Annotated in this window: 17 protein-coding genes and 1 pseudogene; 8 read left to right on the top strand and 10 right to left on the bottom strand. The window is 63.4% G+C overall.

Annotated elements, in window-relative coordinates; translation table 11 throughout:
- The 6 genes and pseudogenes from AB5Y70_RS09585 to AB5Y70_RS09560 form a co-directional block, all read right to left on the bottom strand.
- A pseudogene (locus tag AB5Y70_RS09585) lies at window positions 1-188 on the bottom strand (IS5/IS1182 family transposase); the annotation flags it as partial.
- 146 nt (window positions 189-334) lie between these two features.
- Window positions 335-1,162, bottom strand: a complete 828-nt coding sequence (locus tag AB5Y70_RS09580) for a bifunctional transcriptional activator/DNA repair enzyme AdaA (RefSeq protein WP_010674552.1) — start codon at window positions 1,160-1,162, stop codon at window positions 335-337.
- Between the two features lie 50 nt (window positions 1,163-1,212).
- Window positions 1,213-1,977 (bottom strand): SDR family oxidoreductase, encoded by a 765-nt coding sequence (locus AB5Y70_RS09575; protein WP_010674553.1) that lies wholly within the window; start codon window positions 1,975-1,977, stop codon window positions 1,213-1,215.
- 410 nt (window positions 1,978-2,387) lie between these two features.
- Window positions 2,388-2,759 (bottom strand): DUF6616 family protein, encoded by a 372-nt coding sequence (locus AB5Y70_RS09570; protein WP_010674554.1) that lies wholly within the window; start codon window positions 2,757-2,759, stop codon window positions 2,388-2,390.
- Window positions 2,756-3,538 (bottom strand): DNA alkylation repair protein, encoded by a 783-nt coding sequence (locus AB5Y70_RS09565; protein ID WP_010674555.1) that lies wholly within the window; start codon window positions 3,536-3,538, stop codon window positions 2,756-2,758. The genes AB5Y70_RS09570 and AB5Y70_RS09565 overlap by 4 nt, the downstream gene beginning before the upstream one ends.
- Window positions 3,535-4,065, bottom strand: a complete 531-nt coding sequence (locus tag AB5Y70_RS09560; RefSeq protein WP_029314450.1) for a MarR family winged helix-turn-helix transcriptional regulator — start codon at window positions 4,063-4,065, stop codon at window positions 3,535-3,537. Before AB5Y70_RS09560 ends, AB5Y70_RS09565 begins: the two co-directional genes overlap by 4 nt.
- Window positions 4,066-4,323: 258 nt before the next feature.
- On the opposite strand from AB5Y70_RS09560, the gene AB5Y70_RS09555 reads away from it, so the two are divergent.
- Both AB5Y70_RS09555 and AB5Y70_RS09550 read left to right on the top strand, forming a co-directional pair.
- Complete coding sequence (locus tag AB5Y70_RS09555; RefSeq protein ID WP_010674557.1) at window positions 4,324-5,694, top strand: leucine-rich repeat-containing protein kinase family protein; 1,371 nt, start codon at window positions 4,324-4,326, stop codon at window positions 5,692-5,694.
- A gap of 110 nt (window positions 5,695-5,804) precedes the next feature.
- Window positions 5,805-6,452 (top strand): thiopurine S-methyltransferase, encoded by a 648-nt coding sequence (locus AB5Y70_RS09550; protein ID WP_010674558.1) that lies wholly within the window; start codon window positions 5,805-5,807, stop codon window positions 6,450-6,452.
- Between the two features lie 285 nt (window positions 6,453-6,737).
- Here AB5Y70_RS09550 and AB5Y70_RS09545 read toward each other — a convergent pair whose 3' ends face one another.
- Complete coding sequence (locus tag AB5Y70_RS09545; RefSeq protein WP_010674559.1) at window positions 6,738-9,512, bottom strand: insulinase family protein; 2,775 nt, start codon at window positions 9,510-9,512, stop codon at window positions 6,738-6,740.
- 162 nt (window positions 9,513-9,674) lie between these two features.
- Here AB5Y70_RS09545 and sixA point away from each other — a divergent pair, with 162 nt between their 5' ends.
- The 3 genes from sixA (at window position 9,675) to AB5Y70_RS09530 (ending at window position 11,588) form a co-directional block, all read left to right on the top strand.
- Complete coding sequence (sixA, locus tag AB5Y70_RS09540; protein ID WP_010674560.1) at window positions 9,675-10,142, top strand: phosphohistidine phosphatase SixA; 468 nt, start codon at window positions 9,675-9,677, stop codon at window positions 10,140-10,142.
- Window positions 10,143-10,275: 133 nt separating this feature from the next.
- Window positions 10,276-10,482 carry a DUF1107 domain-containing protein gene (locus AB5Y70_RS09535; RefSeq protein WP_005324080.1) on the top strand — a complete coding sequence of 69 codons (207 nt, stop codon included), beginning with the start codon at window positions 10,276-10,278 and terminating at the stop codon, window positions 10,480-10,482.
- A 185-nt stretch (window positions 10,483-10,667) separates the two neighbouring features.
- A complete protein-coding gene (locus AB5Y70_RS09530; RefSeq protein WP_010674561.1) occupies window positions 10,668-11,588 on the top strand; it encodes a DMT family transporter in 921 nt (306 codons plus the stop codon).
- 47 nt (window positions 11,589-11,635) lie between these two features.
- Here AB5Y70_RS09530 and AB5Y70_RS09525 read toward each other — a convergent pair whose 3' ends face one another.
- Window positions 11,636-13,252: a peptide ABC transporter substrate-binding protein gene (locus AB5Y70_RS09525; protein ID WP_010674562.1), complete on the bottom strand. Its 1,617-nt coding sequence runs from the start codon at window positions 13,250-13,252 to the stop codon at window positions 11,636-11,638.
- Window positions 13,253-13,395: 143 nt separating this feature from the next.
- Between AB5Y70_RS09525 and AB5Y70_RS09520 the strand changes: the two genes are divergently transcribed.
- Window positions 13,396-13,638 carry a hypothetical protein gene (locus AB5Y70_RS09520; RefSeq protein ID WP_125117245.1) on the top strand — a complete coding sequence of 81 codons (243 nt, stop codon included), beginning with the start codon at window positions 13,396-13,398 and terminating at the stop codon, window positions 13,636-13,638.
- A complete protein-coding gene (gene fbp, locus AB5Y70_RS09515; protein ID WP_029314452.1) occupies window positions 13,626-14,660 on the top strand; it encodes a class 1 fructose-bisphosphatase in 1,035 nt (344 codons plus the stop codon). Before AB5Y70_RS09520 ends, fbp begins: the two co-directional genes overlap by 13 nt.
- A 570-nt stretch (window positions 14,661-15,230) precedes the next feature.
- Here fbp and mfd read toward each other — a convergent pair.
- Window positions 15,231-18,695, bottom strand: coding sequence for a transcription-repair coupling factor (gene mfd / locus AB5Y70_RS09510; RefSeq protein ID WP_279955944.1), 3,465 nt, complete (start codon window positions 18,693-18,695; stop codon window positions 15,231-15,233).
- A gap of 42 nt (window positions 18,696-18,737) precedes the next feature.
- On the bottom strand, window positions 18,738-19,313 hold the full coding sequence (locus AB5Y70_RS09505) for a PilZ domain-containing protein (protein WP_103243213.1): 576 nt from the start codon (window positions 19,311-19,313) through the stop codon (window positions 18,738-18,740).
- 76 nt (window positions 19,314-19,389) lie between these two features.
- On the opposite strand from AB5Y70_RS09505, the gene AB5Y70_RS09500 reads away from it, so the two are divergent.
- Window positions 19,390-20,625, top strand: coding sequence for a lipoprotein-releasing ABC transporter permease subunit (locus AB5Y70_RS09500; RefSeq protein ID WP_045524771.1), 1,236 nt, complete (start codon window positions 19,390-19,392; stop codon window positions 20,623-20,625).
- The last annotated feature ends 2 nt before the right edge of the window (window positions 20,626-20,627 follow it).

The following is a 20,627-nucleotide window of genomic DNA, read 5'->3' as shown; positions in this document are numbered from 1 at the left end:
ATGCGTAGCATGGTTTCCAGCGGATAAGGTCGCCGGCCATTACCAGCCTTGGGATAAAACGGCTCGATGACTTCCACCATGTTTTGCCATGGCAGGATCTGCTCCATGCGGGACAAGAAAATCTCTTTTCTGGTCTGACGGTGCTTACTGCTGAATTCACTGTCGGCGAAGGTAAGTTGATGACTCATGATGAACCCTGCTCCATGGCTCCAGATGACAAACATGATCTCATATCAGGGACTTGTTCGCACCTTCCCTGGCGCAGTCGGATTGTCTGCTGACTCACTACCAAGATTCCTGTTCTCCTCATCAGGCCGGGCAGAAAAGGCCGAGTTCACTCATACCTTGCCGCTTCCCAGGCGTGTATCGCCTGTTTGCGGGTCTCGCCCCAGTGATAGCCGCCGAGCCTGCCGTTTTGCTGGATGACTCTGTGGCAGGGGATCATCAAGGCGACGGGGTTGGCACCCACCGCCAGCCCCACGGCGCGGGCGGCCTTGGGGTTGCCAACGGCGCTCGCCACCTGGGCGTAGCTCACCACCTTGGCGGGCGGGATCTGCAGCAGCGCCCGCCAGACGCTGATCTGGAAGTTGGTGCCGCTCACGTGCAAGGAGATGGGGCGATCCGGCGCCTTGCTGCCATCGAACATGGTGTGGATGACCCCCTGGGTGCGTGATGGCGCTTCTCGCAGTTCTGCCTCAGGCCAACGCTGGGCGAGGGCACTCAGCGGCGTTTGTGGGGCCTGCTCATCGAGAAACGAGAAGTTGCATATTCCCCGTGGGGTCAGGGCGACAAACGCCTGGCCGAAGGGGGTGTCGTGCACCCCGTGCTCGATAACCAGACCGGCCCCGCGCTGCTTGTATTCGCCCGGCGTCACCGCTTCGAGCTGTACGAAGTGATCGTAGAGCCGCGAGCCGCTGCTAAGGCCCAGGGTATCGGCCACCTCCAGCAGCGGGCGAGACTCCTGCAGCAGCGCCTTGGCCCGCTCCAGGGTCAGCACCTGCAAATAGCGTTTGGGCGTCACCCCGGCCCAGCGGCTGAACAGCCGCTGGAAGTGAAAGGGGCTTAAGTGCACGTGCGCCGCTATCTCGTCCAGGGTGGGCTGGTGCGCCACCTGGCTTGCGATAAAACGGATGGCATCGGCGATGCGGGCGTAATCAGACATAAGGCGCTCTCACGATAAGGTTGCGGTCGCAGGATCTTGGGGCGACAAGGTCATGTGCGACAAATAGATACCCCACCATCGGCCAGCAGAGCAATGCCGGTGGTAAAGCTGGATGCATCGGACGCCAGATAGAGGGCCGAGCGGGCGATCTCCTCCGGTTGGGCCAGCCGTTTGAGGGCGTGGAGTTGTTGCACAAAGGCGAGACTCTCCGGTGTATCGGTAAAGGCCCGCCCCATGGGGGTGTCGGTGCCCCCCGGCAGCAGGGCGTTGACCCGCACCCCTTGTGCCCCATATTCGGCGGCCAGCACCTGGGTCAGGCCGATGAGGCCTGCCTTGCTCGCGGCATAGGCCGCCATGCCGGGCAGCCCCAGGGTATGGCCGACGAAGGTGGAGGTAAAGATAAGCGAGCCGCCCCCGCGTGCCTGCATGGCGGGGATCTGGTACTTGGCCCCCACAAAGGCGCTGGTGAGGTTGGTATCCAGGGTCTCTTGCCACTGCGCGAGTTCAAGCCCCGGCACGCTGCCCGGTGTCCCCGTGGTGCCGGCGTTGTTGAAGGCGATATCGAGTCCGCCGAAACGGGTCAGTGCGAGATCCACCAGGGCGCGGGCATAGGTTTCGCTTTTCACATCTCCCGCCAGGCTCACCGCCTGCCCCCCCTCATGGCGGATCTCCTCCACCAGCGCATCCAGCTCGGGCTGGCGGCGGGCGCCGACGACGACGCTGGCTCCTTCCCGGGCAAACAGGATGGCGCTGGCGCGACCAATACCGGAGCTGGCTCCCGTGATGATGGCGACCTTGTTGGACAGTAATGACATGGCAGTTCCCTCGCGAGATGTACATGGCGCCAGGTGGCGACGCTCATGCAGGGTTGGCAGACAAGTGGATGGGTTCAACCCCCTCCTGGTTCAAACCTCCTTTGGTTCAACCCTCCTTTGGTTCAAAGCTTTGGGGGGGGTCGAAAGCACTGTTGGTTTGAAAGCACTATGGCGGCGAACCTTTGTCACGACGACCCGGATCTTGCTCACTTGTGCCATCGGCGATGGCTCATCACGGCATCAGGAGATATCCGCGTTTTATGAAGGGAGTGGGAAGGGAGCGGGGCTGTGGCGCCGCTTTCCCAGGTGGTGGTGACCTAGGTTTGCAAGGGCAGGGTATGGAAAACAGTGCCACCGGTGTCGGCGGCACTGACGCAAAGCCTGGTGGGGTAACGCTCTTTTAGGGGTTATCAGGCCTGGGCGGGGCTGGATGTGGCGGCGCAGGGCAGGGCGGCCAACTGTGCAAGGTGCTCGCCCAGGGAGACACCGGCGCCGGTGGCGTTGACCGTCTCGAAGTAGTCGTGCCAGCCCGATGCGGCTATTCCCTGGACGAGGGCCTCGATGGCTGCGGCATCCGGCCCGCGCCAGATGGCGAAGAAGGGGTGGGGCGCACCATGGAGGGTGGTAGCATCGGTCTCGCCCAGGGCGATGGGCTCCACCCCGAGGGCGGCGAGGTTGGCCATGCCTGTGCCAATGGCCTCGAAGAACTGCTGACGGGCCGTCTGGCTCAGTGCCAGCCAGGCGGGAGTGGGGGTGTAGAGCTCTGCCAGATAGTGGGTCATAGGGGTTCCTTCGGGAGTTGGCCCTTGCGCAAGGTGCGCAAGGCGTGTTGACAAATCCGGATTGTCGCGGGACTGGGGCTTTCGCGAGACCAGCGCGCGCAGAGGTCAGTGACCCACTGTGGCCTGTCTTTGCTCGCATCGTTCAGCCAGTTGGCAACGGAGTCCTGCACATAGGGGGCGGGATCGGCCTTGAGGGGCTCGAGCAGCATCAGGGCCTGCTCCGGTGCTTGTCGCAGGGACGCAAGATGGGTACACCAGACGCCGCGGGGCCGGGTCGCTTCGCTGGCAAAGCGTCGCAGTCGCTCGGACGGCTCCGCCGTCCAGGGCACCAGGGCGGCAATGGCCACCTCCAGCTGCGCAGCAATGGTCGTTCGCATTGCGAGCCAGGCCCACTCGCGCACCCCAAAGTGCAGGTCATCGGCGAGGGGGCGAATGAGGGCCAGGCGGTCGCTGAGCGACAGCCCCTCGCTCGCGCCCACCATGAAACAGGCCCAGCCCCGCACGGTATCGGAGGGATGACGGCTGAGCGCCGCAAGATCCCTCATGCCGTTCTCGGTCAGGAGCAGCCTGGCGGCCAGGGCCATGCGCCGGGTAATGCCCTCCCCGGATGCGGCGTGCATCGACGCCAGCGCCTGGGGCTCGAGCGAAGGCAGGGTGCACTGCATCAGGGCGGCAAAATCCACCGCCAGGCATTCGGTCAGGTTGCTTGCCTCTATCTCTCCCCGGTTGAGCTGGGCGAGGCGCGAGGGGGCGATATCCGTGATGCGGCTGCGTGTCATGGGTGCTCCTCTGTGGCGGCCTCTGTGCAGCCTGCCCGGGATGAGATGACGTTGAGCCAGGCCCGCTTGAGCAGGGTACTCAGGGTCTCTCGCTCTGCCTGATCGAACCCGGCAAACAGGGAGCCTATCCACTGGCTGTGCTCATCGAGCAGGTGCTGCGCCAGGGCCTGGCCCTGCTCTGTCAGGCGCACCGAGATCTTTCGCCTGTCCTGGCTGTCGCTGTGGCGAGCCAGCAGGCCGTCCCGTTGCAGCCCGTCGAGCAGGCCGGTGATGGTGGCCCGTGTGACCCCCGCCTTGTCGGCAAGCTCGTGGGGGGCCAGCCCTTGTGGCAGGTCGCGCAGCAAAAACAGCAGCACGAACTTGCCTTCGGAGAGGCGGTGAGGGGCCAGGCGCGCCGCGCACGCCTGATCGATGGCAGCGGCGAGGGTCAACACCTCAAAGCAGACGCGTATGTTTTGGGTGTCCGCGTGTCCGCGGCGCTCTGCATCCTCGAGCAGGGCGAGGTGTTTCTGTTCCAACGTGATCATGATAGTGAGTCTCGAATGACTTTGTATGGCGCCATACTATATGGCGCCAACCAAATGTTCAACCACCCAAGCGCGACCGGGATGGTTCATGGCAACGGAGAGCGGGAATGTGGCGATGGGGGGCCTTTGCAAGAGAAGGCGTTGCAAGAAAATCGGCCATCTTTGGCCGTCATTCCCTATAATGCCCCTCCTTTGTGGTCTGGGGGGAGTGCCCCGCAGTGAGCCACCGCAAGCCCGAATGTTGATAGAGACGATCCCATGCATACCCTGGAACAGCTTCGCGCAGGCGAACTCTGCGGCGCCCGCCACCTCAAACTTGCTGAAAACCTCGCGGTGTTCCCTCCCGAGATCCTGAGCCTCAAGGAGACCCTGGAGGTGCTGGATCTCACCGGCAACCAGCTGAGCGAGTTGCCTGACACGCTGGCCGAATGCAAGAAGCTGCGCATCCTCTTCTGCTCCGAGAACAACTTCACCGAACTGCCCGAGGTGCTGGGGCGCTGCCCAGCGCTCACCATGGTGGGCTTCAAGGCCAACCGCATCGCGACCGTCCCGGCCGCCTCCCTGCCCGCCAGATTGCGCTGGATGATCCTGACCGACAATGCCATTGAACGACTGCCGGACGAGCTGGGGCAGTGCGACGCCCTGCAAAAGCTGATGCTCTCTGGCAACCGGCTACATGAGCTTCCCGAGACGCTTGCCGGTTGCCACCGTTTGGAGCTTTTGCGCATCGCCGCCAACCGCCTGCCAGCGCTGCCGAGCTGGCTGCCCTCGATGCCGCGTCTGTCCTGGCTGGCCTTTGCGGGCAACCCATTCTGTGATGAGCAGGCGTGTCTGAACGGCACATCGGAGCTCACTACCGAGATCCCCTGGCAGGCGCTCTCACTGGGGGATGTGCTCGGGGAGGGAGCATCCGGCGTCATCTATCGCGCCGAGTGGGCGGGTGCCGAAGGGCCCGGGGCGGTGGCGGTCAAGCTCTTCAAGGGGGCCGTCACCAGCGATGGCTTGCCCCTGAGCGAGATGACTGCGTCCCTGGCCGCCGGTCGTCATCCAAACCTGGTCGGTGTGATGGGGAGAGTGAGCGATCATCCCTCCGGCATCCCGGCACTGGTGATGCCCCTGATAGACCCCGCCTTCGCCACCCTGGCGGGCCCCCCGAGCCTGGACTCCTGCACCCGGGATGTCTATGGGGAGGATCTGAACTTCACCCCGGCCCAGGTGATGGCCATGGTGCAGGGGGTGGCTGCGGCCGCCCGGCACCTGCACGAGCGGGGCATCCTCCACGGCGATCTCTACGCACACAACCTGCTGTACTCCTTGCAGCCCGCGATGCCTCACTCGTCGCAGGAGGCGCCGGGCCGGGTGCTGCTCGGGGACTTTGGTGCCGCCTCCTGTTACGACCGCGCCGATGAGGTGCTGGCCGGGCGGCTGGAGCGCCTGGAAGTGCGGGCCTTTGGCTGCCTGCTGGCCGAGCTGCTGGCGCGCTGTAATGGGGGCGACGCCGACCTTGACCCCCTTCATCGACTGGCCAGAGAGTGCGGCTTTGAGGTGCCTTCCCGGCGACCCACCTTCGCGCAGATCCTGACCCGGCTGGCAGCGATGGCGACAAGCCTGCCTGGGGTCGTGGCCTGAGGCCTGCCCATCGTGGGCGTTCTCTTGCACAGGGGCGGGATCATGGGGCTTGCGCCACTTCGGTGAAGTTGTGATAGTGATGCACCATTGCAGATGACGAGAGGAAGATGATGGAAGCGGCATTTTGGCACCAGAAGTGGAAAGAGAACCGGATTGGCTTTCATCAGGCAGATTTCAACCGCTGGCTGCAATCCTGGTGGTCGGCCCAGCAAGGGAGCGACCCCGTGCTGGTGCCCCTTTGCGGCAAGTCCCGGGACATGCTCTGGCTGCGTGAGCAGGGGCATCCGGTGGATGGCTTCGAGCTCTCCGAGCTCGCCATTACCCAGTTTTTTGACGAGAACAACCTGAGTGCAGAGAGAAGCGAGGTGGGTCCCTATCAGTGCCACCGGCACGAGGATCTGCGCATCTATCAGGGGGACTTCTTCGCCGCTCCGGAGCTTGGTCAGCGTTATCGCCTGGTCTATGACAGGGCGGCCCTCATCGCCTTGCCGGGCGCCATGCGCCGCCAGTATGCCGCCCTGATGAGCCGCCTGGTGGAGGCGGGAGGGCAGGTGTTGCTGGTGACCCTCGAGTATCAGCCCGAGCAGCAGCTACAGCCGCCGTTCTCGGTGGGGGAGATGGAGGTGCGCACCCTGTTTGAGCGCGACTTTGGTGTCGAGGTGCTGGGCCGGGGGGCTGAGCTGGATCACCCCAGGGTGCTCTCGGGGCAGCTCTCCTATTTCGACGAGGTGGCTTACCGGCTTATCCGCCGGGGCTGAGGAGGGCGCGAGGCCGCTGCCAACGAGGGAAGTGGCGCTTGTTTTACCTCCTTTGACATAGATCAACGTGGAAAATCAGGGAAATGCCTAAGATGAGGCTGTTTCTCAATCACTGCTGGTGCCGACCGATGAGCTCTGGTTTGAACGCCGGTCGAACATCAACCCAGTGTCTGATTTTCACGCTCATGTTCACTTTTGGCGGCTCTGGTCGCAATTGATTATGGTTTTTCCAGCCGACCCCACAGGGTCGGCTTTTTATTGCCTGCGCGTTGCCAACAGGGGAGGTCAGCCTTCGAAGGTGGCGGCGTTGAGCCGAAATGCCCGTGGATCGTCGATAAACTGGCCGGTGATCCGCTCGTCATGTTCGTGCCCCTGACCATAGCTGCAGAGGATCAGCCGATCGGAGGTGCGCGATCGCAGCTGGGTGATAAAGCGCACCAGATCGGCGCGGCTCAACTTGCCCACCTCGTCGCAGACCCGTTCCCGCTGATCAAACCCCAGATCCTTGTTGCCGATGCTGACCCAGAGCCGCTGGCCGCGGCTGCGCAGGTTGGCATCCCGCTCGCTCAACTGGGCTTGCAGCCCCGCCTTGCTCTCTTGCCACTGTTGCTCGGTAAATTCGAGCATGGCGAGCGGGAAGAGGTCGATAAACTCCTCCACCGCATCGAGCAGGATCTGCGGTCCCGCCACCGGCGACTGGATATAGAAGATCAGCCCCGGATGGCGATTGAGAGGCAGGTTGCCGGCGCCCACCACATACCCCAGTTGCTGGCGGGTGCGCAGCTCGTGAAAGAAGGTAGAGGACATGATGTGGTTCGCCAGGGTAAAGCAGGCGAGATCCCGCGCCCGGGTGGTGCGGGACTGGTAGTAGACCAGCAGCGCCGAGTCCTCGTGATCGCACCCCTGCTCGCGAATGAGGGTGCCTCTGTCCTGGATGGAGATGAGGGGGCGGCGGGTCTCGGCGCTGGGCTGGCTGTTGGCACCGAGGTGGCGCTCCAGCAGGGCCGCGAGTTCGAGGGCCTCGGCGGCCGTCCAGTCTCCGTGTACCAGGGCCTCCAGATGCACCCTGGCAAAGAGCTCGGAGACGAAGCCGGGCATCTCCCCGAGTTCGACGGTGCGCAGGTGGCGCAACAGCTGCTCGAAGGGCGGGTTGTTGGGTTGCAGCAAACTGGTGAGCTGGTTGAACAACTGGGAGATGGGGCGGGTCTTGGACTGGTTCTCCCAGTTGCGGATAAGCTGCTCCTTGATCTCGCTAAAGCGGGCCGGATCCGGATACCCCAGGGTGCGGTTGCCGAGGATCATGTCGAGCAGCAGCGGTTGCTTGTCGGCAAAGCCGCTGAGGTTGATGGTAAAGCCCCCCTGATGGGCATAAATCTGGTAGCCAAGGCCCGCGAGCTCCGCCGGGTAGGTGAGGGCGTTGAGGTGATCCGTGAGCAGTTCCACGGCCAGACGCGCCATGGCGATGTGACGCGGGCTCTTGACCGCATGTTCGCTGTCGACGGAGATATAAAGGCTGCCCTTGGGCACGCTGAACTGATGCTCATGCAGGTGCCAGAGCCGGAAACCGGGCCTGTCGATGAGGCAGGACGGCATGTCGGCGGGCAGCGCCGGCAGACGGGCGTCGAGGCGGGTGCTGATGAAGGGGTTGGGCGCCGGCAGGTGCAGGGCGGGATCCGGTTCACTCTGCTGCCAGCGGATCTTCTCGGCCTCGCTGATGCTCTGGACGCTGTAGGGTGTCTGGTACCAGCGGGCGAGGCGATCCGTGCTCGCTTCCGGGGCCTGGATGGTCACCCGCAGGTTGTGGGGGGTCAGCTTGGCGAGGAAGCGCCGGATCAGCGGCTCATCGAACTCGCGCATCATGTAGTCGCCGTAGAGCAGATCGTCCGGCCCGTAGCTGAACAGGTTGAGCACGAGGCCGGAGACGGTGTCGAGGGCCCGGCCCCGCTCCTGGAAGCGGAAGGCGGATTCCAGCACGCTGCGCTTCTCCTCATAGCGCCAGGCCTGCACCCCGCCCCGCTCGATGAGCTTCAGATAGCCAAACAGGGCGGCGATGATCTCGTCTACATGCTCAAGCCCAAGGGGGGTGAGGCCAAAGCTCACGCCAAAGTCCTTGAAGTTGGCGCCGCTGATGCCGCCGCCGGCGGCGAGCTGATTGACCCAGCCCCGCCCCTTGAGCAGGGAGAGCAGGCTGCCTTCCCCCTCATAGCCGATGAGGTGGCTCAGGAAGGTGAGGGGTTTTTTGTCGTAATACTCATCCACGCACGGCAGCGGGAAGGTCAGCGCCAGCTTGCGGGTCTCCTTGACCGGGGTCAGCTGGATGCGAATGCCGAGATCATCGAGCCGATAGAGAGGATGGCTCAGTACCGGAGGGCCGAGGCGGCGATCCGGAATGGCACCAAAGAAGCGATCACACCAGGCCAGCTGGGTCTCGATGGGTGCCGGTGAAAGCATGACCAGCGCCATGCGATCCGCACTGTAGTGGGTTTCGTAGAACGCAATGAGATCCGAACGCAGATCCCGGCCGGGGAGATCCGCCAGGGTGTCGAGGTTGCCCACCGAGAATTTGGAGAAGGGGTGGTCCGGATTGACCGTCTCCTTGTGCACCTGGTAGCTGCGGCGCACGTCGTCCTGCAGCTTGAGGCGGTACTCGGAGTCCACCGCGTTGCGCTCCTTGTCGACCCACTCCGGTGCAAAGGTGGGGCAGATGAAGAACTGGGAGAACCGGTCGAGCCCCGCCTCGAAGAAGCCGTTGTCGATGTCGAAGAAGAAGTTGGTGAACTCGGTACCGGTCCAGGCGTTGTTGCTGCCCCCGTGACGGCTCATGAATTGCTGGTACTCACCGGGTTTGGGGTAGGTGCGGGTACCGAGAAACAGCATATGCTCGAGGAAATGGGCCATGCCCTGGCGATCGGCAGGATCGTCGAAGTGGCCGGTATTCACCGCCAGGGAGGCGGCGGATTTGTCGGTCTCGGGATCACAGATCAGCAAGACCCTGAGCCGATTTGCCAGCTCCAGATAGTGATACCGCCGATGGTCATTGGGACTGGCATATGGGCTCATTGGGGAGGGGCTCGCGGTGAATTTATTTGAATTTAAACATGATTATCGACCCCGCTATCTTGCGAGGCAAACCCTTTTCTGAGAGGTGGCGCAATTGTTTCCCCCGGCATGGCGGGGTAAGATCCCCCCGCTATTTAAACAGGCCCCCTGGGCGAGGTTGTAATGAAAATCTACATCATGCGTCATGGCCAGGCTGGCATGAACGCAAAGACTGATGAACAGCGTCCACTGACCGAGCAAGGCATCGAAGAGTCCATCCACATGGCGGGCTGGCTGGCTCCCCAATTGGCAGGCTCCCTGAACCTGGTGATCCACAGCAACTATCTGCGTGCCAGACAGACCTGGCAGGCCATCGCCCCCGTGTTGCCCAAGGCCCTCAAGGTCGAGGAGAGCGGCGACATCACCCCCTACGGGGATCCGGCTTTCGTGGCAAGCTACCTCACGGAGCTGGCGGCGGAGCATGACAACATCCTTATGGTCAGCCACCTGCCGCTGGTGGGGTATCTGGTCCAGAGTCTCTGCCCGGCGGCAGGGGCCCCCATGTTCGCGACGTCCGGGCTGGCCTGCATCGAATGGCAAGATGGCAAAGGAGTCTTGCTCTGGCTGGAAGGACCGCATACAATACGGTAAAAGTTAATAATAAGTTACAGTTTGGTTTTTTGGGGAAGAGAGAGTCGAATTTTCCGGTTTTTTATATAAATTTAACGGAATTATTTCGCATAAGCTGCTGTCATACGGATACAACTTCAAGAGGTTGCAAACGATGAGAGTGTTCAAGAAGTACCTGCCACTGATGGTGGCAAAACATGTCAAAACCTTCTTCAAGGGGCGGATTTACATCCACGGCAGGGGGCGCTTCGATTTCCAGTCGGGCTTGCTGATGATGCCATTGCAAGCCGACATTCCCCATCGCCAGACGGTGCTCGAGGTCAATGAACTGATTTCAAGGCTCCACATGGATGCCGCCTGAGGCGCCTCAGGCTGACCCTGGTCCCCCTCATGCCCGCCCCTGTGCGGGCATGATTGTTGATGGCGCCTGGGCGCGGTGCCAACCGTTCGCGTCATGGCGCTTCTTCCTGCGTTGGCAGGCTTGCTTATCCTGATTGCCTCTCTATACTCGCGCGCAATACCCGCCTTTTTATTCTGGATATCGCAATGCCCCTTGCCTTCCTGTTTCCCTTCTCCTGCATGGCCATCTGGGCCGGCAATGGCATCGTCAGCAAGCTGGCGGTCGGGGTGTTGTCTCCTGCGGCGCTCGCCTGGTCGCGCTGGATGGTGGCGGCCCTGGTGCTGACCCCGTTTCTGGCTCACCGGGCCTGGCGCGAGCGTCGCAAGCTGCGGGCCGGTTTCTCGAAGCTGGCGGTGCTGGCCCTGCTCGGCATGGTCTTGAACCAGACCTTTGGCTATTACGCGGCCCAGACCCTGGGGGCTACCGAGATTGGCCTGATGATGGGGCTGACCCCCTTGATGACAGTGCTGCTCAGCATCTGGTTGCTGCGCGAGCGGCCCACCTGGGGGGCGCTGCTGGGAGGCGCCATCTCCATTCTGGGGCTGGCGATTTTGTTGGGGCAGGGGGATCCGGCCCGGCTGCTGACCCAGGGCATCCATATCGGTTCCGTTTACATGCTGCTCTCGGCGGCCACCTATGCGCTCTACAGCGTGCTGCTCAAGCGCTGGGATCTGGGGCTGGACAACTGGTCCATGCTCTACGGTCAGGTGCTGTGCAGCCTCCTGTTCCTCACCCCCTTCTATCTGCTGGTGGACGGGCACTGGCCCGATGGCAGCGCCCTCTGGCTCATCTTCTATGCGGGGATCCCGACCTCGGCCCTTTCGCCCTGGCTCTGGATGCAGGGCATTGCCCTGCTCGGGGCGAGCCGCACCGCCATCTTCATGAACCTGTTGCCGGTCATGACGGCAGCCCTTGCCATCAGCTGGCTCGGGGAGCGGCTCACCAGCTATCACCTCATCGGTGGCGGCATGACCCTGATGGGGGTGCTGCTGGCGCAGTTGCTGGTCAGGCCCGTGACGGTGCGAAGGGGCGCCCGGCTTGCAGTGGCGGGCTGTCAGGAAAAGTAGGAGAAAAAGACCGCCCTCGAGGCGGTCTTTTGGTTCGGTGCCCAGCGTCACTGCGCCGTCAGATAGAGATCCTTGGCATAGACAAGGTCTTGCGGGTTCTGGTAGGGGTAGCCCTTGACGTTGGGTTTGAGCAGCCGTGATTTCACGTAGAAGTAGACAGGGGCGATGGGGGCCTCCTCGTCGATCAGCACCTCGGCCTGCTGATAGAGGCGGTTGCGCTCGGCGGGGTCCTTGGCGTCATGGGCCTTGGCCAGGAGGGCGTCGTATTCCTTGTTGAACCACTTGCCGCTGTTGGCGCTGCTGCTGGAGGTCATGATGTCGAGGAAGGTGGAGGCATCGTTGTAGTCTCCGTTCCAGGAGTAGCGGCTCACCCCGAAGTCACCCTCGTTCAGGGCCGACACCATGGTCTTCCACTCCATGTTGTTGAGCTCCGCCTTGACCCCCAGATTGTGCTTCCACATGGAGGAGATGGCGAGCGCTATCTTCTTGTGCCCCTCGTTGGTGTTGTAGAGGATGTCCACCGTCAGCGGCTTGTCAGGGCCGTAACCCGCCTCGCCAAGCAGCGCCTTGGCCTGCTTGATGCGCTCTTCCTTGCTCATCAGCTCGCTGGCGGGGCGTTTGAGCTCGAAGCCGTCCACGCTCGGCGGGGTCAGGCTGAAGGCGGAGAGCTGCCCCTGTCCCAGGATCTTCTCCGTGATGGTGTCCCGGTCGATGGCAAGAGACAGTGCCTTGCGCACCCTGACGTCGTCAAAGGGTTTGCGCTGGGTGTTGAAGACGTAGTAGTAGGTGGCGAGCATGGGGGCGCTCACCAGCTCCTCCGGGCTCTGGCGCTTGATCTGCTGATACTGCTCCAGGGGATAGGTGGTGTAGTGCAGCTCGCTCGCACGATAGCGGTTGTAGGCCGCGGTATCGGAGACGATCTCCAGATAGATCACCTTGTTCAGCACGGTGTGCTCGTTGTCCCAGTAGTGGGGGTTGCGCTCGGCGATGAGGCGCTCGTTCGGGGTCCACTCCTTGAGGGCGAAGGCGCCGTTGGAGACGATGTTGGCCGGTTTGACCCACTCATGACCGAACTTCTCGATGGTGGCCTTGGGCGCCGGGAAGGTGGTGTAGTGGGAGAGGGTCTTGAGGAAGAAGGGGACCGGGTTTTTCAGGGTGATCTGCAGGGTGTAGTCATCGAGCGCCTTGATCCCCAGGGCATCCGGGCTCTGCTTGCCCTGCACCACGTCGCTGGCATTGGCGACGCCGGTCAGCTCGATGAACCAGGCGTAGTTGGAGGCGTTCTTGGGGTCCGCCGCCCGCTGCCAGCCATAGACGTAGTCCGCCGCCGTCACCGGCTCGCCGTTGGACCATTTGGCATCGGGTCTGAGCTTGAAGGTGTAGACGGTGCCCGTGGCATCGAGCTCGTAGCCAAGGGCGCCCGCCGCCTGCAGCTTGCCGTTGCCATCCAGGGTATAGAGCCCCTCGAACAGATCGTTGACGACGTCGCTGCCCGCGCTCTCTTCCACCATCTGGGGATCGATGGAGGCAGGCTCGGTGCCGATGTTGCGCACGAACACTTGCTGGGCGGCTGGCAGAAGCTGGGTGCCTTCAGGCACCTGGGCAGCGAGGACGGGGAGGGTGAGCAGAGCGGCAACCGCCCCGGCGATAAGCGACTTTTTCATTGAATATCCTTATGTTTTTTTGCTTCCAAAGCGCAGCCAGTGTGCGGGATTGGGGGGGAGATCTCAAGAGGGGAGCCTCTGGCGCAACATTGCCGGGCGCCAGGGGGAGCAAGGCGGGCAGCCGCGTCGGCCAGGATGCATTCTTGTCACGAATTAACCCCCCAAAAGATGCCGGATGGCACCCTTGTTTCACGGCGAAAGCCCGTGGTGGCGCGGTTTTCTGGCGATTTAAAGAACGGCTTAATTCGCTGCAAAAACAAAAAACAGGCGTTACATTGGGTTACAAAACAACGCTGCCGGGGATCGGCACTTTTTTTGCCGACACTTGCAAACGTTTTCAACGGCCAACGGAAACGATCTTAAAGGAACAAGAATGCGAAACATGATCACCATGGGCGAGTTCATCGTCAAAAAGCAGGCGGACTACCCGACCGCGACCGGCGAGCTGACCTCCTTGCTCAGCTCCATCCGCCTGGCCGCCAAGGTGGTGAACCGGGAGATCAACAAGGCGGGTCTGGCGGACATCATCGGCTCCATCGGCGCCGAAAACGTGCAGGGCGAGGTGCAGCAGAAGCTGGACGTCTATGCCAACGAGCGCTTCAAGGCGGCGCTGGAGGCCCGTGGCGAGGTGTGCGGCATGGCCTCTGAGGAGGAGGAGGACTTCGTCTCCTTCGATTCCGAGCTCTCTCGTCACTCCAAGTACGTGGTGCTGATAGACCCCCTCGACGGCTCCTCCAACATCGACGTCAACGTCTCGGTCGGGACCATCTTCTCCATCTACCGCCGGGTCAGCAAACCGGGCGCCGGGGTCACTCTGGAGGACTTCCTGCAGCCGGGTCACCGTCAGGTCGCGGCGGGCTACGTGGTTTACGGCTCCTCCACCATGCTGGTCTACACCACCGGCTTTGGGGTCAACGGCTTCACCTATGACCCCTCCATCGGCTGCTTCTGCCTCTCCCACGAGAACATCCGCATTCCGGAGGAGGGCAAGATCTACTCCATCAACGAGGGCAACTACATCAAGTTCCCGGACGGGGTGAAGAAGTACCTGAAATACTGCCAGGAGCGTGACGAGGCGACTCACAGGCCCTACACCTCCCGCTACATCGGCTCCCTGGTGTCGGATTTCCACCGCAACCTGCTCAAGGGGGGCATCTACATCTACCCGTCCGGCACCAACTCCCCGAACGGCAAGCTGCGCCTGCTCTATGAGTGCAACCCCATGGCCTTCCTGGTGGAGCAGGCCGGTGGCAAGGCGTCCGATGGCTTTGGCCGCATCATGGACATCCAGCCTACCGCCCTGCACCAGCGGACCCCCTACTTCGTCGGGTCCACCAGGATGGTGGAGCGGGCCGAGGCCTTCATGCGGGAGTTCTCCGCCCACGAGGATCCGGCCAACCAGGGCTGAGCCCGGGCCAGCGTCCCTTCGTCACGGGAGCCGTCAAGGCTCCCGTTCTTATTGGCGTGCTGGCGGGTTGAACCAGGTTGATATGCTGGCGGACTGGATTGGACTGGACTGGACTGGACTGGACTGACGGACTGACGGACTGACGGACTGACGGACTGACGGACTGACGGACTGACGGACTGACGGACTGACGCGGCGCCTCGGTTGTCGCGGTGCAATGGCTGGTGGCCCCCTTGCCGGGATGCCTGGCCTGGATACCTGGTCTGGATACGTGGGCGGGATAAATACGGCACGGGCCATCTGCGGGGCTATCGAGGTGCGTTGACCCCGTTTTTTGCCCACGATCATCCCCACATCCATCTGTTTTTCAGATGGGTTATGACTCAATGCATCGTATCAACAGATGGATTCGGCGGCAAAATGGTGCTGCCAGAAGGGCGAACCGAGGCGTCGGGGGCAAGAAGGCGGGCCGGGGGCGAGATGCCGCCCCTTGCCAGCAACGAAACGGGAGCCCTGGGGCTCCCGTTGTTATGGGCGGCAGGTCGCGCCCTGCTGACGTCATGCTTCCCCTCAGGGGGTGGCATGGCGGGCGAGATCCGCCAGCAGGCCGTCCACCAGTTTGAGGCGCATGGCCCTGTCCTGGGTCGGCACCTGGAAGCGCAGCCGGGTCGGCCCGTCCATCTTGTAGATGCGCGGCTGCTCCGAGAGCAGCTTGACCAGATAGGCCGGGTTGACGCGGGTTTCCTGGGTAAAGTCCAGATAGCCGCCGCGCTCGCTCATCTCCACCCGGCGAATGCCCAGCGCCGTGGCGCGCTGGCGGAAGGCGGCCAGCTCCATCAGCGTCTTGGTCGGCTCCGGCAAGAGACCGAAGCGATCGATGAGCTCCACTTTGAGCTCCCGCAGCTCCTGCTCGTCCGCCGCACTGGCGATGCGCTTGTACATGGAGAGGCGCATGTTGACGTCCGGGATGTAGTCGTCCGGGAGCAAGGCGGGCAGGCGCAGCTCTACCTCGGTGTGCTGGCTCATGAGCTGCTCCAGCGACGGCTCCTTGCCATGTTTGAGCGCCTCCACCGCCTGCTCCAGCATCTCCATGTAGAGGGTGAAGCCCACCGATTCAATCTGGCCGCTCTGATCGTCGCCCAGCAGCTCACCCGCGCCCCGGATCTCCAGATCGTGGGTGGCGAGCGCAAAGCCGGCACCGAGATCTTCGAGGGACGCGATGGCCTCCAGCCGCTTGGCCGCATCCTTGGTCATCAGCTTGGGATGGGGGGTGAGCAGGTAGGCATAGGCCTGGTGGTGGGAGCGACCGACCCGGCCCCGCAGCTGGTGCAGCTGGGCGAGACCAAGATGATCCGCCCGGTCCATGATGATGGTGTTGGCGCTCGGGACGTCGATGCCGGTCTCGATGATGGTGGTGCAGACCAGCAGGTTGAAGCGCTGGTGGTAGAAGTCCGACATCACCCGCTCGAGCTCCCGCTCGCGCATCTGGCCGTGGGCGATGCCGATGCGCGCCTCCGGCACCAGCTCGGCAAGATCGGCGGCGCACTTCTCGATGCTCTCCACGTCGTTGTGCAGGTAGTAGACCTGGCCGCCGCGCTTCAATTCCCGCAGTACCGCCTCGCGCACCACCGCAGGTTCGTGCTGGCGCACGAAGGTCTTGATGGCGAGGCGCTTGGCGGGCGGGGTGGCGATGATGGAGAGATCCCGCATGCCGGACATGGCCATGTTGAGGGTGCGGGGAATGGGGGTCGCGGTGAGGGTGAGGATATCCACGTCGGCGCGCAGCGCCTTGATCTTCTCCTTCTGGCGCACCCCGAAGCGGTGCTCCTCGTCGACGATGAGCAGGCCCAGATCCTTGAAGGTGAGCTCGGCGCCCAGCAGCTTGTGGGTGCCGATGATGATGTCGACCTTGCCCTCGGCCATCTCCTTCATCACGGCGCTCTGCTCCTTGGCGGAGCGGAAGCGGCTCAGCACTTCCACCCGCACCGGCCAGTTGGCGAATCGGTCGCGGAAGTTGTCGTAGTGCTGCTGGGCGAGCAGGGTGGTGGGCACCAGCACGGCCACCTGCTTGCCGCCGTGCACGGCCACAAACGCCGCCCGCATCGCCACTTCTGTCTTGCCAAAGCCCACATCGCCGCACACCAGCCGATCCATGCTCTTGGCCTGGCACATGTCGCCGAGCACAGCGTTGATGGCATTGAGCTGATCCTCGGTCTCCTCGAACGGGAAGCTCGCGGCAAACTGGCGGTAGGCCTCCCGGTCGTGTTTGAAGGCAAAACCGTGACGGGCTGCCCGCATGGCATAGACATCCAGCAGCTCGGCCGCCACGTCCCGCACCTTTTCCGCCGCCTTGCGCCGCGCCTTGACCCAGGCCTCGCCGCCGAGCTTGTGGCTGGGCGGGTTGTCGGAGCCGGTGTAGCGGCTGATCAGGTGCAAACTGGTGACCGGCACGAACAGCTTGTCGCCGCCGGCGTATTCCAGGGTCAGAAACTCGGTGGGCAGGCCGCCTGCGTCTATGGTCTCGAGCCCCAGGTAGCGACCGACCCCGTGATCCAGGTGCACCACAGGCTGGCCCTGAGTCAGCTCGCCCAGGTTTCGGATCACCGCATCCGAGCTCAGGTTCTTGTTCTTGTCCCGCTGGCGCTTGCTGCGGATCTTGCCGCCGAGCAGCTCGGCTTCGGTGATGAGGGCAAGGGGCGTCTGGCCGGGCTCTTGCAGCAGGAAGCCCCGCTCCAGGGGACAGACCAGCAGCCCGTGGCGCGCATCGCTCACCAGGAAGGCGTCGAGGGAAGCAAACTCCCGGGGTTGCAGGTTGATCCGTGCGAGCAGATCCCCGAGCCCCTCGCGCCGCCCCTCGGACTCCACCGCAAACAGGGTGCGCCCGGCAAAGCCTTGCAGGAAGCCGTCAAGGGCCAGCAGGGGTTGCTCCTTGCTGTGGTCGAGCTGCAGATCCGGCAGGGGGGCGAGGGGCAGATCCTGCTGACCCGCTCCGCCGTCAACGGTCGCCTCCTGCAGACGCACGGCGCCATAGTCCCCGAGGGCGGCGAAGAGCTGCTCCACCGACAGATAGATCTGCTGGGGCGGCAGCAGGGGACGGGTGTTGTCCCAGCGTCTGTCTTCATAGCGCTGGCCGATGTCGTTCCAGAAGCGCTGGGCCGCGGGGTAGATCTCCCCCACGGTGAGCAGCAGGGTGTTTTCGGGCAGGTAATCAAACAGGCTGGCGGTCTGCTGGAAGAAGAGCGGCAGGTAGTATTCAATGCCGGCGGGCCAGCGCCCCTTGCTCACCTCCTGATAGACGGAGCCCTCGGCGCGGGAGATCTCGAACTGTTCGCGATACTGGCCACGAAACAGCTCGATGGCCCCCTCGTCGGTGGGAAATTCCCGTGCGGGCAGGAGGCTCACCGACTTCACCGGCTCGCTGGAGCGCTGGGTCTCGGGGTCGAACGGGCGGATGGAGTCCACCTCGTCGTCGAAAAAATCAATGCGATAGGGGCGGCTGCTCCCCATGGGGAAGAGATCCAGCAGGGAGCCGCGGGCGGCGAATTCGCCGTGCTCCAGCACCTGTTCCACCGCCACGTAGCCCGCCTCCGCCAGACGCCCGCGCAGCTGCTGCAGGTTGAGGCGCTGGCCGCTTGTGACCATCAGGCTGTATTTGTCGAGATAAGCCTGGGGCGCCGTGCGCAGCATCAGGGTGGAGATGGGCACGATGAGCACGCCGTGGCGCATCTGCGGCAACTGGTAGAGGGTCTCGAGGCGCTGGGAGATGATGTCCTGGTGGGGAGAGAAGCTGTCGTAGGGCAGGGTCTCCCAGTCCGGGAACAGCAGCACCGGGCAATCCTGATCCGCCAGCAGGAACCCCAGTTCCTGTTCAAGGCGCAGGGCGCTCGGGGTATCGGCGGTGACCAGCAGGACGGGTCTTCGGGCTTCCCGGGTGAGGCGGGCGGCAACCAGAGCCAGGCTGCTGCCGACCAGCTGGCCGAACGTTGTCTTCTGGCCCGCTTTGGCGGGCAAGGCGGGGAGGGTCATTGGCATCATCGGAGTCTTTTACTGTTGGCGTTCTTTTGACATGGACCTGGGTTAGCGCTGACGTTCCTGGGCACGCAGCTTGAGCTGTTTCGACTGCACATGCAGGCTGGCGCGCACCAGCAGCTCCCGGTCATCCTCGCGGATGCGCACGTAGTCGAGCACCACGTGGGTGCCATGCTCTCCGGCGTCCCGCTGCACGACCTCGCCGTAGCAGTAGACGGCGGAGGCCTCTTCCCGCAGGAAGATCTTGAGCCGCACGATCTGGTGCAGGACGGGGGCCTTCCCGTGCCCCTGGTGGGGGTGCAGGTAGGTGAGCTGCCCGGCGCCAAAGCGCAGGGTGTGGAAGCGGTGCTCGGGGTGATCCTGGGCCGCCAGCACATAGCCCATGATCATGTCGATCTTGCGGGACTGCTGATTGATGATCTCCACCAGATCGTGCATGGACTCGTTCTGGCTGCGCAGCAACCGGCTGCTCACCAGATCGATGGAGGTGATGGCGGAGGCGATGCGAAACGGCTCGGGCAACTCGGCCTCCAGGGCCTCCAGCGTCGGCAGACGAAAGTCGGCCGGCATGGGGATCACATTGACCGGCGTGGCATGGGTGACGCTGAAGAACTGTTCCTGCATGGAGGCTATCCCTTGTTGTCATAGACGGTTTCCCTTTATTATCCGGTATCTTATTTCGTTGGCAACGTAGATATCCTTGAAGACCGGACTTTTTCAGCCACTGTCGCTGGCCATCGGCCTGCGTTATGCAGGCTCGCGACGCAGTAACCGCTTCGTCTCCTTTATCTCCCTGTTCTCCACCTTTGGCATCGCCATCGGGGTCGCCGCCCTGATGGTGGTGATCTCGGTGATGAACGGGTTCGAAGGCCAGCTCAAGGGGCGCATCCTCGGGGTGATCCCCCATGTGGTGGTGACCAATCAGGCCGGACGCATCGAGGCCGAGCCCGAAGGTCTGCTCGATCTGGCCGGCTTGCCCCACGTGGTGGCCACGGCCCCCATGCTCGACAGCGAAGGCATGCTGCAAAGCCCGGGTCAACTCACCGGCGTGAGCGTGCAGGGGATCGATCCCGCCCGCTGGCCCAAGGATGACATCCTGCACGCCCAGATGCTGGGAGGGCGCCTTGACAGCCTGCAGGCCGGTGAATACCACATCGTGCTGGGGCAGGGGGTGGCCAGCCGACTCAAGGTCTCTATCGGCGACCAGGTGCGTCTCATTCTGACCGAAGGTACCCGCTTTACCCCCTTTGGCCGGGTGCCGGCCCAGCGTCTTTTCACCGTCTCCGGCATCTTCGGGGTCGGCGCCGACGTGGACAGCCAGGTGGCCCTGATTGCCCTCGGGGATGCCCAGCGCATGCTGCGCCTGCCCGCAGACAAGGTGGGCGGCATCCGCCTCTGGCTGGACGATCCCTTCGCCGCCGACGAGGTGGTGAAGACCGCGTTGCCGGACGGGCTGGAGTGGCAGGACTGGCGCCGCGAGCGCGGCGAGCTGTTCCAGGCGGTGGCCATGGAAAAACGGATGATGGGGCTGATGCTGGTGCTGATCATCGCGGTCGCCACCTTCAACATCCTCTCCGCCCTGGTGATGGTGGTCACCGACAAGGAAGGGGAGGTGGCCATCCTGCGTACCATGGGCATGAGCGAATCCGGCATCGTCAAGATCTTCATGGTGCTGGGGGCGTCGAGCGGCGTCATCGGCGCCCTGTTCGGGGGGCTGGCGGGGCTGGCGCTCTGCTTCGGCCTCAATCCTCTGCTCAATGCCCTTGGGCTCAACCTCTATATGGCGGCGGGGGGCAGCGGTCTGCCGGTCATCGTCGAGCCGGCCCAGGTCATGACCATCCTGCTGGGTGCCGTGCTGCTGAGTTTCAGTGCCACCCTTTACCCGGCCTCCCGCGCGGCCCGGGTCAAACCGGCGGAGGCGCTGCGTTATGAATAATT

This window comes from Aeromonas sp. s1(2024) (assembly GCF_040908005.1).
Taxonomy (GTDB): Bacteria; Pseudomonadota; Gammaproteobacteria; order Enterobacterales; family Aeromonadaceae; genus Aeromonas; species Aeromonas caviae.
The sequence above is the reverse complement of the archived record's forward strand: the minus strand, read 5'-3'. Positions and strand labels throughout refer to the sequence as shown.

Bases quoted from the DNA above. Each gene is read 5' to 3' on its own strand.
- AB5Y70_RS09505 (WP_103243213.1), bottom strand. From the start codon at position 19,313: ATGCAGGAACAGTTCTTCAGCGTCACCCATGCCACGCCGGTCAATGTG.
- AB5Y70_RS09525 (WP_010674562.1), bottom strand. From the start codon at position 13,252: ATGAAAAAGTCGCTTATCGCCGGGGCGGTTGCCGCTCTGCTCACCCTC.
- AB5Y70_RS09555 (WP_010674557.1), top strand. From the start codon at position 4,324: ATGCATACCCTGGAACAGCTTCGCGCAGGCGAACTCTGCGGCGCCCGC.
- AB5Y70_RS09535 (WP_005324080.1), top strand. From the start codon at position 10,276: ATGAGAGTGTTCAAGAAGTACCTGCCACTGATGGTGGCAAAACATGTC.
- fbp (WP_029314452.1), top strand. From the start codon at position 13,626: ATGCGAAACATGATCACCATGGGCGAGTTCATCGTCAAAAAGCAGGCG.
- AB5Y70_RS09560 (WP_029314450.1), bottom strand. From the start codon at position 4,065: ATGATCACGTTGGAACAGAAACACCTCGCCCTGCTCGAGGATGCAGAG.
- AB5Y70_RS09580 (WP_010674552.1), bottom strand. From the start codon at position 1,162: ATGTCTGATTACGCCCGCATCGCCGATGCCATCCGTTTTATCGCAAGC.
- AB5Y70_RS09575 (WP_010674553.1), bottom strand. From the start codon at position 1,977: ATGTCATTACTGTCCAACAAGGTCGCCATCATCACGGGAGCCAGCTCC.
- AB5Y70_RS09570 (WP_010674554.1), bottom strand. From the start codon at position 2,759: ATGACCCACTATCTGGCAGAGCTCTACACCCCCACTCCCGCCTGGCTG.
- AB5Y70_RS09550 (WP_010674558.1), top strand. From the start codon at position 5,805: ATGGAAGCGGCATTTTGGCACCAGAAGTGGAAAGAGAACCGGATTGGC.
- AB5Y70_RS09565 (WP_010674555.1), bottom strand. From the start codon at position 3,538: ATGACACGCAGCCGCATCACGGATATCGCCCCCTCGCGCCTCGCCCAG.
- AB5Y70_RS09545 (WP_010674559.1), bottom strand. From the start codon at position 9,512: ATGAGCCCATATGCCAGTCCCAATGACCATCGGCGGTATCACTATCTG.
- sixA (WP_010674560.1), top strand. From the start codon at position 9,675: ATGAAAATCTACATCATGCGTCATGGCCAGGCTGGCATGAACGCAAAG.
- mfd (WP_279955944.1), bottom strand. From the start codon at position 18,695: ATGATGCCAATGACCCTCCCCGCCTTGCCCGCCAAAGCGGGCCAGAAG.
- AB5Y70_RS09530 (WP_010674561.1), top strand. From the start codon at position 10,668: ATGCCCCTTGCCTTCCTGTTTCCCTTCTCCTGCATGGCCATCTGGGCC.